We start from the raw sequence: 14,062 nt of genomic DNA on the forward strand, positions 1-14,062 counted from the left end.
GCCGGGCTCAGGCTGCCGGCGCGGCCGGGGTCGCCGTCAGTTCGCGGGCTTCATCGGCCCACATGATGGGGATGCCATCGCGGATGGGGTAAGCCAGCTTGTCTGCCTTGCAGATCAGTTCCTGGGCTTTCTTGTCATAGTCCAGCGGACCCTTGCAGATGGGGCAAACCAGGATATCAAGCAGTCGGGCGTTCACGGAGTTTCTCCACTATGTGTTCAGCCAGCGCGCCGTCGATGCGCGCCGAGACAGGCACGACCCAGATGCGCGGGTCGTTTCGGATGGCCTCAATAGCCCTGCATTTTACTGCATCCTTTTCCGTGATCAGGATGACATCGGCAGCAAGGCCGGCAAAGGGATCGATGGCGAAGTCGAAATGGTCAGGCAAGGGATGGCGCGCGAAGGACAAACCCGCGCCCTCCAGGGTGGCAAAAAAACGCTCCGGATTGCCGATTCCCGCCACCGCCGCCAGCCGCAGCCCGCCCTCACCCATCTGCGCCAGCGGCTTGTGGGCAGCAGGCGGGGCCAGTTGCAGCGCCAGATCAGCCTGCAGGCGCATGGCATGCACGCCCTCGGGCGCACTCCCCTGGCTGCCGACATTGAGCACCGAGAAATCGCGCCGCCGCGAAGCCGGCTCGCGCAGCGGACCGGCCGGCAGCAGCCAGCCATTGCCCACGCCGCGGGCATCTGACAGCACGATCTCGATGTCACGCGCCAGCGCGTAGTGCTGCAGGCCATCGTCGGAAATGATCACATCGACCTCGGGATGGCGCGCCAGCAAGGCCCGGCCAGCCTCCACCCGGCGCCGTCCGACCACCAGCGGCACGCCGGTGCGCTGGACGATCAGCAGGGGTTCGTCGCCCACCTGCGCTGCAGCCGAGGCGGCAGTGACCTCCAGGGTCTGTACCGCGCCACCGCCATAGCCACGCGAAATCACGCCGGGACGCCGACCCGCCGCGCGCAAAGCTTCAATGAGCCAGATCGCAAACGGTGTCTTGCCAGTACCGCCGACAAAGACGTTGCCCACCACGATCACCGGCACCGGCAACCGTTCGGCGCGCTTGAGGCCCAGCGCAAAGAGCGCGCGGCGCAGCGCCGCCAGGGCGCCAAAGAGCAGCGACAGCGGCCACAGCAGGCAGGCCAGCGGACCGCGCCCTTGCCAGGCGCGGCTGAGGATGGCTTCGACAGTGGGCCTGGATTCGGCCATTTTCGTGTTCCAGTGAATAAAAAAAACGAGGGCCAGGCGGGACCTGGCCGGGGCGCCATCGCTTTTGGATGACGTGAAGCTATTTGTCAATTTTCAGGAAAAACTGCTGCGCCCTACTTGCTGCTCGACTGCGCCGCAAAGGTCACCTTGGGGTAGCCGGCCATGCGCGCGGCCTCCAGCACGTTGACCACGGTCTGGTGCGTGGCCAGCGCATCGGCATTGATGATGATGACCGGATCGACCTTGCTGCCGCTGTCCTTGACCGCCGCCTGCATCTCGTCGGACAGCCCCTGCGCATCGCGCGCGGCGATGCGCTTGTTGTTGACGGCATAGCGGCCATTGGCATCGACGGCGATGTTGATCTCGAAGGGCTGTTCCAGCGCCTTCTGCGCATCGGCGGTAGGCAGCGTGATCTGCAAGGCGGTGAACTTGCTGTAGGTGGTGGTGACCATGAGGAAGATCACGATCACCAGCAGCACGTCGATGAAGGGGATCAGGTTGATCTCAAGATCTTCGCGGGGACGGCCCTTGCGGAAGTTCATGCGTTTCTCCAGCGTGCGGGATCAGCGGCGCACGTCGTGGACGATATCCACGAACTTGACGGCCTGCTGCTCCATATCGACCACGAAGCCATCGACCAGCGCGCGGAAGTGGCGATAGAACACCAGCGCCGGCATGGCAATGGCCAGCCCGAACCCGGTGTTGTAGAGCGCGATGGAAATGCCATGCGCCAGCTGCGCCGGATTGGTCCCGGCCGCGTTTTGCGAGGCGAAGATCTCGATCATCCCGACCACCGTGCCAAAGAGTCCCATCAGCGGCGCCAGCGAGGCAATCGTACCCAGCGTGGTGAGGAAACGTTCCAGCCGGTGTGCGGCGGCCTGGCCGGCTTCCTCGATGGCTTCCTTCATGACCTCGCGCGGGGCATCGACGTTGCGCAGGCCGGCGGCCAGCACCTGGCCCAGCGGGGAGTTCTGCTCCAGCTTGTCGATCACGTCCTCGGTGACGCGTCCGCTCTGGTAGACCCGGACCACCTCGCCCAGCAGGTCCGGCGGCAGGATGCGCGAACGGCGCAGGTAGGCCAGTCGTTCGATGACCAGCGCCAGGCCGATGATGGAAGCGATCAGCAAGGGCCAGATCGGCCAGCCGGCGGCGAGGATGATGGCGAGCAAAACGTACTCCTAATGAAATGCGGGTGAGTCAGACAAAACAGATGAAAGCAGATGAATCCGGGGCAACACGGCAGGCCTCAATTAGCCCACCGTTTTCTGCGGTGCAGAATGTAGCCGGTTGCGGGCGCCTGGGCAAGCGATGCCGGCTTGGCTTTACAATGCGGCATTGTATCGCCCTTGGATTGCCTACGTCCCATGCCCGCCGACAAGTTCCCGCCCTTCCCCGCTGCCCGCCCGCGTACCGACGCCCTGCCGGCGGCTGCCGCCACCGAGGGCGGCCCGCCCATGCTGACCGTCTCGGCCCTGAACCAGGCCGTGGCACGGATGCTGGAACGCAATTTTCCGCTCATCTGGGTCAAGGGCGAGATTTCCAATTTCACCCGCGCCGCTTCCGGCCACTGGTATTTCAACCTCAAGGATGACGGTGCCCAGGTGCGCGCGGTGATGTTCAAGGGACGCGCGCAATACGCCGGTTTCATGCCACGCGAGGGCGACAAGGTAGAGGTGCGCACCCTGGTCACGCTCTACGCGCCCCGCGGCGACTACCAGTTGAACGTGGAATCCATCCGCCGTTCCGGCGTGGGCGACCTCTACGCCGCCTTCGTGCAACTGAAGGAAAGGCTGGAACGCGAAGGCCTCTTCGACCGTGACCGCAAGCGCGCCCTGCCGGGCTTCCCGCGTCGCATCGGCATCGTCACCAGTGCGCAGGCAGCGGCCTTGCGGGACGTGCTGACCACCCTGCGCCGCCGCGCCCCGCATGTGGAAGTGGTGCTCTACCCGACGCCGGTGCAGGGCGAAGGCGCGGCCCAGCGCATTGCCAACGCCATCCAGACCGCTTCCGCGCGCGCCGAATGCGATGTGCTGCTGGTCTGCCGGGGTGGCGGCAGCATCGAGGATCTGTGGTCCTTCAATGAAGAGGTGGTGGCGCGCGCCATCGTGGCGGCCGGCATGCCGGTGATTTCCGGGGTCGGCCACGAGACCGATTTCACCATTGCCGACTTTGCCGCCGACCTGCGCGCGCCCACCCCCACGGCCGCTGCCGAGCTGGCCGCCACCGCCCGCGAGGACTGGCTGGCCGAACTGCGCGGCCACGCCAACGACCTGACCCGCGCCCTGCGCCGCACACTGACCGAAAAAGCGCAGACCGTGGACTGGCTCTCGCGCCGACTGGTCAATCCGAGTGCGTATATACAGCATGAACGCGTCAAGCTGGCGGCGCTGCAGACCCGCCTCTCGCACGCCACCCGCGTGCCGCTGACACGGATGCGCCATCGCCTGCAACAACTCTCCACCCATCTGGCGCACCAGATTCCCGACACCGCCCACGCCCGCCGCGACCTGCTGGACCTGGCACGGCGCCTGCAAGGCGCGCAGGCCGCACAGCAGTTGCGCCAGCGGCAGGCCCTGGCAGGCTGGCAGACCCAGTTGGAACTGCTGAACCCGCAGCGCACGCTGGAGCGCGGCTATGCCATCGTCAGCGACCGTCAGGGCCGTGTATTACACGCCCCGGCCGAGCTGGCCGCGCGCAGCGAAGTCACCATCCGCCTGGCCCAGGGCAGTGCCGAGGTCGGCATCGCCAGCGTGCAGCCGCGGCTGGATTGATGCGCGTGAATCAGCGCTGCTTGACAGCTGTGGCAGACTTTTTTTGCATAAGCTTTTTACGACGCTGAGCAGCTGCGGGCGCAGCCCTGGCGCGATCAAGAGCGGCCTGCGTCCGCCCCGATGAGCTGGAACGTCTTGCCGGTGCTGGCATCTACGGTTTTCCTTGCAGCGGGGCCGCGCCCTGCCAACGGGAACCATTCGCATTACCGCGCTGGTGGCGGACCAGCGGCCGGCGAGTGCAAGATTTGATCGAGTGCAAAGAATCGTCTTCCGCTTTAGAATCTCAGGTTCGGAAAAGACCCCTTCGTAGCAAACCAACAAGACTGAAAGGATTCATCATGGCACATACCCTTCCGGCACTGCCTTACGATCTGGACGCGCTGGCGCCCACGATTTCCAAGGAAACCCTGGAGTATCACTATGGCAAGCACCATCAGACCTATGTGACCAACCTGAACAACCTGATCCCTGGTACCGAATTCGAACACCTGTCCCTGGAAGAGATCATCAAGAAATCTTCCGGCGGCATCTTCAACAACGCCGCCCAGGTGTGGAACCACACCTTCTACTGGAACGGCCTGACCCCGAAGGGCCAAGGCGCTCCGAGCGGCGCGCTGGCGGACGCCATCAACGCCAAGTGGGGCTCCTTCGACGCCTTCAAGGCCGAGTTCACCAAGCAGGGCCTGGCCAACTTCGGTTCCGGCTGGACCTGGCTGGTCAAGAAGGCTGACGGCACCCTGGACATCGTCAACACCACCGGCGCCGGCACCCCGCTGACCACCGACAGCAAGCCGCTCTTGACCGTGGACGTGTGGGAACACGCCTACTACATCGACTACCGCAATGCACGCGCCAAGTACGTCGAAAACTACTGGGGCATCATCAACTGGGACTTCGTGGCCAAGAACTTCGCTTGATCCCCACGCCTCCCGGCAAGAAAAAAACCACGCGCGAGCGTGGTTTTTTTTCGCCTGTGCCACTTGCCGCAACGCTCAGGAAAAGCGATCCAGCACGCTGTACCAGGCCACACCGGCAGCGATATAGAACCGCTGCAAGCCATGCAGGGGAATCGGCTGGATGGTACTGACGGGGAAGGGAAACACCGTCCCCGCCTGCCCGGTCAGGCGCTGTGCCAGGCAGCGCCCCATGGTACTGGCCATGGCGATGCCACGGCCGTTGTAACCCAGCGCGATGCTCAAGCCGGCAACCGGTTCATGCACGTGCGGCAGGAAGTCGCGCGTGATGGCCACCCGCCCCGACCAGCGGTATTCAAACTCCACCCCGGCCAGTTGCGGGAACAGCAGGGCCACTGAGCGCTCCAGGTGGGCGAAGTCCGCCGGCCCGCACGGTTCACGGAAGGGGCCGCGTCCGCCCATGAGCAGGCGGCCCTGCGCATCGCGCCGGTAATACAGCAGCAAGCGGCGCGAATCCGAGGTCACTTCGCCGCCAGGCAAGATGCTGTCCCCCAGCTCGGGCGGCAGCGGCCGGGTGGCGACGATGAAACTGTTGGCGGCGATCACCGACTGGCGCAGGTGCGGCCACAAGTCATCGGTATAGCCATTCGTGGCCAGGACCACGCGGTCGGCATCGATATGCGGGCCCTGCGCGGCATGCAAGCGCCAGCCGCCCTCACGGCGTTCCAGGCGCGCCACCGGCGTGCCACCGTGGATGACCACCCCCAGCCGCTGCGCCGCCTGCGCCAGACCCCGGCAATATTTCAAGGGATGCAGGCTGCCGGCGCGCTCATCCTTCCATCCGCCGACATAGGCACCGGTACCGATGCGGCGGGTCACTTCGGCGCCATCCATCAGCCGGGCCGGCGCACCCTCGGCCATCCACTGGCGCGCACGTGCCTCCAGCGCGCGCATCACCTTGGAAGAATGCGTGGGCTGGATCCAGCCGCCACGTTGGGCTTCGCAAGCGATACCATGACGCCCGATCAGGTCAAACACCGTATCGGCTGCCGATCCAATCGCCGCAATCAGGGGATCGGCAACCGCACTGCCAAACATCACCCGCAACTGGTCGGGGTCGTACTTGAGGCCGGGGATGACCTGCCCGCCGTTGCGGCCGGATGCGCCCCAGCCCGGAGCATGGGCATCCAGCACGCACACCGACACCCCTGCCTCGGCCAAATGCAGGGCGGTGGATAGCCCCGTGTAGCCGGCGCCGACGATGGCCACGTCATAGCGTGCGCTGGCCTGCAGCGGCGGAGTCTTGAGCGGGTCACCGCCGGTGGCTTCCCATAACGAAGGTGGAAAAGCCGCGTTGAATTGCTGTGTCATGGACCAGGCCTCACTCTCACTTGCCGATCACGCGCCGCAGGAAATCCTGCGTGCGCGCATGCTGTGGTTCAGACAGCACCTGGGCTGCCGCGCCGGACTCGACGATGCTGCCGCTGTGCAGGAAGCACACGCGGTCGGCCACCTCGCGGGCAAATCCCATCTCGTGCGTGACCACGATCATGGTCATGCCATCGGCGGCCAGCGTGCGCATCACTGCAAGCACCTCGCCCACCAGTTCAGGATCCAGCGCCGAGGTGGGCTCGTCGAACAGGATCGCTTCAGGCTGCATGGCCAGCGAGCGGGCAATGGCCACACGCTGCTGCTGGCCACCGGAAAGCTGGGACGGATAGGCATCGCAGCGCGACGCCAGCCCCACCTTGTCCAGCAACGCCATGGCCTGCGCCCGCGCCTGTTCGCGCGGCACGCGGTTGACGAAAATGGGCCCCTCGGTGACGTTCTCCAGCACGGTGCGATGCGGGAACAGGTTGAAACGCTGGAACACCATCCCCACGCGGGTGCGCAAACGGTGGATGTGGGCGCCATTGCAATCGACACGCTGGCCGTCGATCAGGATATCGCCGCGCTCGTAGGACTCCAGCCCGTTGATACAACGCAGCACGGTCGACTTGCCCGAGCCGGACGGGCCGATCAGGCAGACCACCTCGCCCTCGGCCACCGAGAGTGACACATCCTTGAGCACTTCGTGCTGGCCGAAGCACTTCGAAATACGCTTGACCTCGATCATCGCGCCCTCCCCTTGCCATAACGAATCTCCAGACGCCGGATCAGGAACACCAGCGGCAGCGACAGCATCAGGTACAGGACCGCCACGGTGGTATAGACCGTCATGTTCTGGAAAGTACTGGAGGCAATCATCTGGCCGGCCCGGGTCATCTCCAGCACCGTGATGGTCGACACCAGCGAGGAATCCTTGAGCATCATCACCAGCGTATTGCCATAGGGCGGCAAGGCAATGCGAAAGGCCTGCGGCAAGATCACGCGGCGCATGATCAGCGGCCCGCGCATGCCAATCGATTGCGCTGCCTCGATCTGCCCCACATCCACCGCCTCGATACCGGCGCGGAAATTCTCGGCCTGATAGGCCGAATAGGCGATTCCCAAACCGATCACGCCCGCCTGGAAGGCCGAGAACTGGATACCGATCTCCGGCAGCACGAAGTAGATGTAGAACAGCTGCACGATGATGGGCAGCCCGCGGATGATGTTGATGATGGTGGCGCCGGCCAGCGCTACCGGTTTCAGGCGCGAGACCTTCAACAAGGCCAGCAGCAGTCCGATCAGTGAACTGAGCAGGAAGGAACAGATCGTGACTTCCACGGTGACCAGCGCTCCCTGGAGGAGGATGGGCAGGAAGTCCAGCACGGTGTGCAGGAGCATGGGCGCAGACGGACAGTGAGGATGGGAAGAAGCAAGCGGGGCGCCGGTGGAGCGGCACCACCGCTGCTGACGACGGTGATCGGCGGGATCAGTTCAGCTTCCACTGCTCCACGATGCGCGCCAGCGTGCCATCGGCCTTGAGTTCGGCGATGGCCTTGTTCAAGCGCTCCATGAGCTTGGGGTCGCCCTTGCGGATGACCAGGCAGACATCGCCCATGAGCGTGGACTGGTATTCCTTGACCAGGCGCACCTGCGCATTGGCGCCTTGCGCCAACTGATAGGCCACGATGGGACGATCCCCGAAACCGGCCTTGATGCGGCCCAGGCCGACGTCGCGCATCATGTCGGCCACCGAATCATAGGTCTTCACTTCCTTGAAACCACCCTTCTTGTTCAAGGCATCCACGAACACGGTACCGACCTGGGCGCCGACGATCTCGCCCTTGAGATCATCGAGGGTCTTGTAGCTCTTGCTGTCCTGGGCATTGACGAACAGGCCCTCGCCATAGGAATACACCGGATCGCTGAAGTCCACGATCTGGGCACGTGCCTCGGTCTTCAACATGGCGGCGGCGATGATGTCGATCTTGTTCCCGGTCAGCGACGGGATCAGCGCGGCAAAGGGCGTCTGCTGGATGTTGACCGTGAATCCGGCCTTGTTGCCCACGGCGGTGACGGTATCGACCATCATGCCCTGCAGCTTGTTGGTCTTGATATCGAGGAAGGTGAACGGCACGCCCGTGGATGTGGCCCCCACGTTGTAGCTGGACTGCGCCATGGCGGGCGCGATGCCCAGCGTGGCGGCCAGGGCGATACCGCCCACCAGGTGTTTGAAAAGGCAATGGAACGGCTTCATACGACTCCCCTTTGACGCGAGACCGCGACCAGGCGCGATCAGAATGGACAGCTGGAAGTCCGCGCGACGGTGTTGGAGAACCCTCGGCGGTGCGTGGACATGCAAGGACTGCGGCGGCCCCTCACGGAACCGGATGCTGCAACACTGGAAGCGGCCTTGCATCGGACTGCCCGGTATGGCCTCGATGCAGGGCGTGAATATCAATATGACGCGTTGAAATAAGTATATTTAATTTACTTGAATCGTCAATAGATATTTATGTATCGATATTCGATACACATGATGTGAATTATCGTAGAATCGAGGCCTTACTCACTCTTCCAGGAGCGCGCATGAACGAGCCCGACGAGACCGCATCGGACCTGCTGTTCAATCAATCGCTGGAAAAGGGCCTGGCCGTGCTGCGCGCCTTCGACGCCCAGCACCGCACCATGACGCTGGGCGACGTCGCCAGCGCCACGGGTATCTCCAAGAGTTCGGCGCAACGCATGGTGCATACGCTGGAAATGCTGGGTTATGTCTGCAAGCACCCCAAGACGCGGCGCTACCAGCTCACCCCCAAGGTCATGGAGGTGGGCTACAACTATCTGGCCGCCGACATCCTGGTGGACGTGGCCAATCCCTTTCTGTCGGAGCTGGCCAACATCACCGGCGAGACCGTCAATCTCACCGAGCCCTACGACTGCGAAATGGTCTACGTGGCGCGCTTCGTGGCCAGCAAGTTCATCCCCATCCACATGCCCATCGGCAGCCGCATCCCGATGTATTGCACGGCCTCGGGCCGCGCCTACCTGAGCGGGCTTGACCCGGCCGAGGCGCAGGCCATCCTGGAGTCCAGCGAACGCACGGTGCACACCCCGCACACCCGCACCGACGTGGCAGACATCCTGCAGCTCCTGGACACCACCCGCGAACGCGGCTTTGCCAGCAACCGGGAGGAACTGTTCCTGGGGGATATGACCATCGCCTCGCCGGTGTTCAACAGCGAGCGCAGGCCGGTGGCGTCGGTCCACGTGGTGGCGCCGACCAGCCGCTGGAGCGTGGAGGATGCCGAGAAGAAGCTGGGCCCGCTGGTGCTGGAATGCGCGCGGTCGATTTCCAATTCGGTGCGCACGCTGGTGTGAGGCTTGTGACACAATCACCGGTCACATTGATCACTTCCCCCAACGGAGACCCTCATGGCCCACGTCACCCTGCACAACACCGCCGGCTACGCCCAGGACATCAAGGCACGCATCCACCAGCTCAAGTCCGACGAACCCGAAAGCAATGGCGGCAAGGACACCGGCCCGGCCCCGTATGAACTGCTGCTGGCCGCACTGGCCTCCTGCACCTCGCTGACGCTGCGCATGTATGCCGACCGCAAGGGCTGGGACCTGGGCAGCATTTCGGTGGACGCGCATTTCGGCCGCGATGACAGCGGGCTGGAAACCATCACCCGCAAGATCAGCTTCGGCAATACGCTCACTCAGGAACAGTTGACCCGCCTGGCCGAGATCTGCGAAAAGACCCCGGTCACCAAGACCATCCGCCAGGGCACCGCGATTCAGACGTCGATGGCGTAACCGGCCTCGCGCCAGGCATCGATGCCGCCGGTCAGCGGACGCACCCGCGTATAGCCGCGCCGCATCAGCTGGCGCGCCACCATGGCCGCCGAGGCTTCATTGGGACAGGCGCAATACACCACCACCTCCCCCTCGATGGGACCATCGAAGACGAAGGTCTGGATTTCCTGGTTGGAGATCGTCACGGCACCGGGAATACGGCCATCCTGCTGCGACAGCGGCGAGCGCACATCGATGATGGTCGGTGCATTGCCGTTTTCGAGCATGGTGTTCAACTCATCGACCGAAATACGCGCCATCTCCAGCGACCTGCGGAAGCGACGGCGCTGCCACCACCGGTTGGCCACGAACGCGGCCAGCGCCACGGCAATCATGAGCATGCCGTAATGCCCCAACTCGGCCAGCACGTTGAGCAGGTCGTCCACGGCCGAGCTGAACAGCGACCCGAGAAAAATCCCCAGCCCCGCCCACAGCGCACTACCGGCCGCATCCCACAGCACGAAGCTGATCCGGCGCGTGCCCATGGTGCCGGAGAGCGCACTGGCAATCGAAGCGAAGCCCGGAATGAACTTGGCCAGCAGCAGCGAACGCGCACCCCAGCGCAGATAGATCGATTCGGTCTGGCGCACGCAGGAATCCGGCGAGAGCGAAATACGGCACAGCCGCGACATGATCTTGCGGCCATAGCGGCGGCCGGCGAGATACCAGAGGTAATCGGCGATGAGCGCCGCGCACACGGCCAGCAGCAGCAACAGCGCCGGCGAGTAACGGCCGGTTGCCGACAGCGCGCCGGTGATGATCAGCGTGGGATACGCCGGCACCGGCGCGCCCAGCTGCTCGACCAGCACGTTGACGAAAACGAGGATCAGACCGTATTGCTCGATCAGGTGGTAAAGGGTGTCCATGGCCAGGCTGCCTTGATGTCTCGCCGCGCGGGTGGCTGCGACTGTTCCGCCGTGATGGCGGATTGCAGGGTGCCATTATAGGCTGGGGCGCGACCGCCCTGCTTGGACGATACCGGCTCGCTGAAGACACCATAAAAATGCGCCCGGTGCACCGTGAGATCACGGGCGAGCGGGCGCAAACGAGGAAAGACCTCGGAGAAACCAATAATCCGCCTTGCTCAGGCCGCGTGCTTGACCACCGCCTCGGGCCGGCCTTCGGCCGAGCTGCCACCATCCTTCACCGATGGCCGGGTGCGCGCCAGGAACACCAGCACCGCCGCCACCAGCGATGCCGCCGACAAGCCATACAAGCCGCCCTCGATGGAGCCGGTCTTCTGCTCCAGGTAGCCAAAGGTGGCCGGCGCGAAGAAACCGCCCAGGTTGCCCAGGGAATTGACCAACGCCAGCACCGCCGCCGCAATGCGCGCATCCAGATAGGCCTGCGGAATCGGCCAGAACAGGGAAGAAGCGGCCTTGAACCCGATGCCGGCAAAACACACCGCCACGAAACCGATCACCGGCCCGGACGAGGCCGAGACCGCCATGCCGGTCGCCGAGATCACCAGCGCGGTCGCCACCCAGAACTGCTGTTTCTTGTAGCGCGCCGCCAGCACCGCAAAGAAATACATCGCTGCAATGGCCACGATCCACGGAATCGTGTTGAACAGCCCGACCTGGAAGTCATTGAAATGGCCCATCTTCTTGATGATGGTGGGCAACCAGAAGGTGGCACCGTAGATGGTCAGCTGGATGGCAAAGTAGATCAGGCAGAACAGGATGATCTGCGGATCGCGCAGCAACGTCAGCGCTGACACGTGCGCCGGACGATTGGCCGCGCGCAGCTCCTGCTCGGCGGCGATGACGGCAACCAGCGCCTCGCGTTGCTCCTGCGAGAGCCACCTGGCATCGCGGGGCGAAGAATCCAGCACCATCCACACCACCACACAGAACACCATCGATACCCCGCCCTCGATCAGGAACATCCATTGCCAGCCATGCAGGCCGCCACCTTCGATCAGCAGCAGCGCCCCGGTCACCGGACCCGAGAGGATCGAGGCAATCGCCGAACCCGACAGGAACACCGCCATCGCGCGGCCGCGCTCATGGTTGGGCAGCCATTGCGTGAAGTAATACACCACACCGGGGAAGAAACCCGCTTCGGTCACGCCCAGCAGGAAGCGCATGAAGTAGAAGCTTGTCTCGTTGTGCACGAAGGCCATGCAGGCCGCCACCAGACCCCAGGTGAACATGATGCGGGTGAGCCAGGCGCGCGCGCCGTAACGCTGCAACAGCATGTTGGACGGCACTTCGAAGATCGCATAACCAACGAAGAACAGCCCGGCTCCCAGGCCGAAGGCCGCCGTGCCGATGCCCAGGTCGGTCGACAGATGGCTGCGCACGAAACCGATGTTGACGCGATCGATGTAGTTGATGATGAACATGGCCACGAACAGCGGCAGGATGCGCCACTTGATCTTGCTCACCGCCGAGGTGAGGGCCAGGCTTGCTGCGGGGGAGGACTGGGAAGGATTCACGGGTTGTCTCCTCTGTTGAGCCCGTACTACTGGTGGATGAAAGAAAGCTCAGGCCGCCGGCGCATTGAGCGCGCTCTTGTTACGGCCTGGTTAAACAAGGTGTCGTTTCGTGCTCAGCGCACCAGGCAAGGCTTCTTGTGATCGAACTTCCAGCCCGGGATCAGGTATTGCATGGCCACCGCATCATCACGCGCCCCCAGGCCCATGTTGCGGTAAGTCTGGTGTGCTGCTTCGACCTGCGCCATGTCCAGCTCCACACCCAGGCCCGGCTTGCTCGGCACCTGTACCTTGCCGCCAACGATCTGCAGCGGTTCGCGCGTCAGGCGCTGGCCGTCCTGCCAGATCCAGTGGGTGTCGATGGCCGTGATCTTGCCCGGCGCGGCAGCGGCCACGTGGGTGAACATGGCCAGCGAAATGTCGAAGTGGTTGTTGGAGTGCGAACCCCAGGTCAGGCCCCACTCGTTGCACATCTGCGCCACGCGCACCGAACCCTGCATGGTCCAGAAATGCGGATCGGCCAGCGGAATGTCCACCGATTGCAGCGAGATCGCATGACCCATCTGGCGCCAGTCGGTCGCTACCATGTTGGTCGCCGTCTGCAGGCCGGTGGCGCGGCGGAATTCGGCCATCACCTCGCGGCCCGAATAACCATCCTCGGCACCGCAGGGGTCTTCCGCATAGGCCAGCACGTCATGCTGGTCGCGGCACAGGCGGATCGCATCCTTGAGCAGCCAACCGCCGTTCGGATCGAGCGTGATACGCGCCTTGGGGAAGCGCTCGGCCAGGGCGGTCACGGCGGCGATTTCTTCCTCGCCGCGCATCACGCCGCCCTTGAGCTTGAAGTCATTGAAGCCGTAGCGGGCATAAGCTGCCTCGGCCAGGCGCACGATCGCTTCCGGCGTGAGCGCGGCTTCGTGGCGCAGGCGCAGCCAGTCGTCACTGGCGTCCGCTGCAGACTGGTAAGGCAGGTCGGTTTTGTTGCGGTCGGCCACGTAGAAGAGATAACCCAGCATCTCCACCTCGTCGCGCTGCTGGCCCTCCCCCAGCAGGGCGGCCACCGGCACTTCGAGGAACTTGCCCAGCAAGTCCAGCAAGGCCGCTTCCAGCGCCGTCACCGCGTGGATGGCGATGCGCAGGTCAAAGGTCTGCAAGCCGCGGCCACCGACGTCGCGGTCGGCAAAGGCGCTGCGGGCGCGGTTGAGGATGCCTTGCACGTTGCCGATGGACTGGCCCACCACCAGCGAGCGCGCATCCTCCAGCGTCTGACGGATGCCCTCCCCGCCCGGCACTTCGCCCACGCCGGTGTTGCCGGCGCTGTCGGTGAGGATGACGATGTTGCGCGTGAAATAGGGACCGTGCGCACCCGAGAGGTTGAGCAACATGCTGTCATGCCCGGCCACCGGGATGACGCGCATGTCGGTCACGCGCGGCGCGCCCTTGTGCAGGGCCGGGGAGGAAGTCGAGGACAAAGCGGATGCAGCGGTCTGGGTCATGGCGGGCTTT

The 14,062-nt window shown here is 64.3% G+C and carries 15 protein-coding genes; 4 read left to right on the forward strand and 11 right to left on the reverse strand.

Features of this window, described 5'->3' with window-relative positions:
• Positions 1-7 precede the first annotated feature (7 nt).
• The 4 genes from ACVC5H_RS20130 to ACVC5H_RS20145 form a co-directional block, all read right to left on the reverse strand.
• Entirely contained in the window at positions 8-196 is a 189-nt protein-coding gene (locus ACVC5H_RS20130) for a Trm112 family protein (RefSeq protein ID WP_338718333.1), read from the reverse strand.
• Positions 177-1,205 carry a tetraacyldisaccharide 4'-kinase gene (gene lpxK / locus ACVC5H_RS20135; protein WP_489619508.1) on the reverse strand — a complete coding sequence of 343 codons (1,029 nt, stop codon included), beginning with the start codon at positions 1,203-1,205 and terminating at the stop codon, positions 177-179. Before lpxK ends, ACVC5H_RS20130 begins: the two co-directional genes overlap by 20 nt.
• Positions 1,206-1,318: 113 nt before the next feature.
• Positions 1,319-1,747 (reverse strand): ExbD/TolR family protein, encoded by a 429-nt coding sequence (locus ACVC5H_RS20140; protein ID WP_338718331.1) that lies wholly within the window; start codon positions 1,745-1,747, stop codon positions 1,319-1,321.
• Positions 1,748-1,768: 21 nt separating this feature from the next.
• On the reverse strand, positions 1,769-2,374 hold the full coding sequence (locus ACVC5H_RS20145; RefSeq protein ID WP_489619509.1) for a MotA/TolQ/ExbB proton channel family protein: 606 nt from the start codon (positions 2,372-2,374) through the stop codon (positions 1,769-1,771).
• A 195-nt stretch (positions 2,375-2,569) separates the two neighbouring features.
• Here ACVC5H_RS20145 and xseA point away from each other — a divergent pair, with 195 nt between their 5' ends.
• Both xseA and sodB read left to right on the forward strand, forming a co-directional pair.
• Entirely contained in the window at positions 2,570-3,976 is a 1,407-nt protein-coding gene (gene xseA, locus ACVC5H_RS20150; RefSeq protein ID WP_489619510.1) for an exodeoxyribonuclease VII large subunit, read from the forward strand.
• A 338-nt stretch (positions 3,977-4,314) separates the two neighbouring features.
• Positions 4,315-4,893, forward strand: a complete 579-nt coding sequence (sodB, locus tag ACVC5H_RS20155) for a superoxide dismutase [Fe] (RefSeq protein ID WP_338718328.1) — start codon at positions 4,315-4,317, stop codon at positions 4,891-4,893.
• Between the two features lie 75 nt (positions 4,894-4,968).
• Here sodB and ACVC5H_RS20160 read toward each other — a convergent pair whose 3' ends face one another.
• The 4 genes from ACVC5H_RS20160 to ACVC5H_RS20175 form a co-directional block, all read right to left on the reverse strand.
• Positions 4,969-6,261: an NAD(P)/FAD-dependent oxidoreductase gene (locus ACVC5H_RS20160; protein ID WP_489619511.1), complete on the reverse strand. Its 1,293-nt coding sequence runs from the start codon at positions 6,259-6,261 to the stop codon at positions 4,969-4,971.
• Positions 6,262-6,277: 16 nt separating this feature from the next.
• The gene (locus tag ACVC5H_RS20165; protein ID WP_489619512.1) at positions 6,278-7,006 is read right to left on the reverse strand and encodes an amino acid ABC transporter ATP-binding protein; all 729 of its coding nucleotides are present in this window, start codon (positions 7,004-7,006) and stop codon (positions 6,278-6,280) included.
• Positions 7,003-7,659, reverse strand: coding sequence for an amino acid ABC transporter permease (locus ACVC5H_RS20170; RefSeq protein WP_489619513.1), 657 nt, complete (start codon positions 7,657-7,659; stop codon positions 7,003-7,005). The genes ACVC5H_RS20165 and ACVC5H_RS20170 overlap by 4 nt, the downstream gene beginning before the upstream one ends.
• Before the next feature lie 88 nt (positions 7,660-7,747).
• On the reverse strand, positions 7,748-8,515 hold the full coding sequence (locus ACVC5H_RS20175; protein ID WP_489619514.1) for an ABC transporter substrate-binding protein: 768 nt from the start codon (positions 8,513-8,515) through the stop codon (positions 7,748-7,750).
• Positions 8,516-8,847: 332 nt separating this feature from the next.
• On the opposite strand from ACVC5H_RS20175, the gene ACVC5H_RS20180 reads away from it, so the two are divergent.
• The gene (locus tag ACVC5H_RS20180; RefSeq protein WP_008326385.1) at positions 8,848-9,639 is read left to right on the forward strand and encodes an IclR family transcriptional regulator; all 792 of its coding nucleotides are present in this window, start codon (positions 8,848-8,850) and stop codon (positions 9,637-9,639) included.
• Positions 9,640-9,693: 54 nt separating this feature from the next.
• Positions 9,694-10,080, forward strand: a complete 387-nt coding sequence (locus ACVC5H_RS20185) for an OsmC family protein (RefSeq protein WP_489619515.1) — start codon at positions 9,694-9,696, stop codon at positions 10,078-10,080.
• On the opposite strand, the gene ACVC5H_RS20190 is transcribed toward ACVC5H_RS20185, so the two are convergent.
• The 3 genes from ACVC5H_RS20190 to gudD all read right to left on the reverse strand — a co-directional run bounded on the left by ACVC5H_RS20190 (position 10,062) and on the right by gudD (position 14,052).
• Positions 10,062-10,985 (reverse strand): rhodanese-like domain-containing protein, encoded by a 924-nt coding sequence (locus ACVC5H_RS20190; protein WP_489619516.1) that lies wholly within the window; start codon positions 10,983-10,985, stop codon positions 10,062-10,064. The genes ACVC5H_RS20185 and ACVC5H_RS20190 overlap by 19 nt on opposite strands.
• Positions 10,986-11,203: 218 nt before the next feature.
• The gene (locus ACVC5H_RS20195; RefSeq protein ID WP_489619517.1) at positions 11,204-12,559 is read right to left on the reverse strand and encodes an MFS transporter; all 1,356 of its coding nucleotides are present in this window, start codon (positions 12,557-12,559) and stop codon (positions 11,204-11,206) included.
• A 113-nt stretch (positions 12,560-12,672) separates the two neighbouring features.
• Positions 12,673-14,052, reverse strand: coding sequence for a glucarate dehydratase (gene gudD, locus ACVC5H_RS20200; RefSeq protein ID WP_489619518.1), 1,380 nt, complete (start codon positions 14,050-14,052; stop codon positions 12,673-12,675).
• Between the last annotated feature and the right edge of the window lie 10 nt (positions 14,053-14,062).

The sequence above is a fragment of the Herbaspirillum sp. Her3 genome (genome assembly GCF_057961275.1).

What these genes read in the sequence shown, in the direction of transcription:
- sodB (WP_338718328.1), top strand. Translation starts at nt 4,315, where the DNA reads ATGGCACATACCCTTCCGGCACTGCCTTACGATCTGGACGCGCTGGCG.
- ACVC5H_RS20185 (WP_489619515.1), top strand. Translation starts at nt 9,694, where the DNA reads ATGGCCCACGTCACCCTGCACAACACCGCCGGCTACGCCCAGGACATC.
- ACVC5H_RS20160 (WP_489619511.1), bottom strand. Translation starts at nt 6,261, where the DNA reads ATGACACAGCAATTCAACGCGGCTTTTCCACCTTCGTTATGGGAAGCC.
- xseA (WP_489619510.1), top strand. Translation starts at nt 2,570, where the DNA reads ATGCCCGCCGACAAGTTCCCGCCCTTCCCCGCTGCCCGCCCGCGTACC.
- ACVC5H_RS20140 (WP_338718331.1), bottom strand. Translation starts at nt 1,747, where the DNA reads ATGAACTTCCGCAAGGGCCGTCCCCGCGAAGATCTTGAGATCAACCTG.
- ACVC5H_RS20165 (WP_489619512.1), bottom strand. Translation starts at nt 7,006, where the DNA reads ATGATCGAGGTCAAGCGTATTTCGAAGTGCTTCGGCCAGCACGAAGTG.
- ACVC5H_RS20190 (WP_489619516.1), bottom strand. Translation starts at nt 10,985, where the DNA reads ATGGACACCCTTTACCACCTGATCGAGCAATACGGTCTGATCCTCGTT.
- ACVC5H_RS20170 (WP_489619513.1), bottom strand. Translation starts at nt 7,659, where the DNA reads ATGCTCCTGCACACCGTGCTGGACTTCCTGCCCATCCTCCTCCAGGGA.
- lpxK (WP_489619508.1), bottom strand. Translation starts at nt 1,205, where the DNA reads ATGGCCGAATCCAGGCCCACTGTCGAAGCCATCCTCAGCCGCGCCTGG.
- ACVC5H_RS20180 (WP_008326385.1), top strand. Translation starts at nt 8,848, where the DNA reads ATGAACGAGCCCGACGAGACCGCATCGGACCTGCTGTTCAATCAATCG.
- ACVC5H_RS20175 (WP_489619514.1), bottom strand. Translation starts at nt 8,515, where the DNA reads ATGAAGCCGTTCCATTGCCTTTTCAAACACCTGGTGGGCGGTATCGCC.
- gudD (WP_489619518.1), bottom strand. Translation starts at nt 14,052, where the DNA reads ATGACCCAGACCGCTGCATCCGCTTTGTCCTCGACTTCCTCCCCGGCC.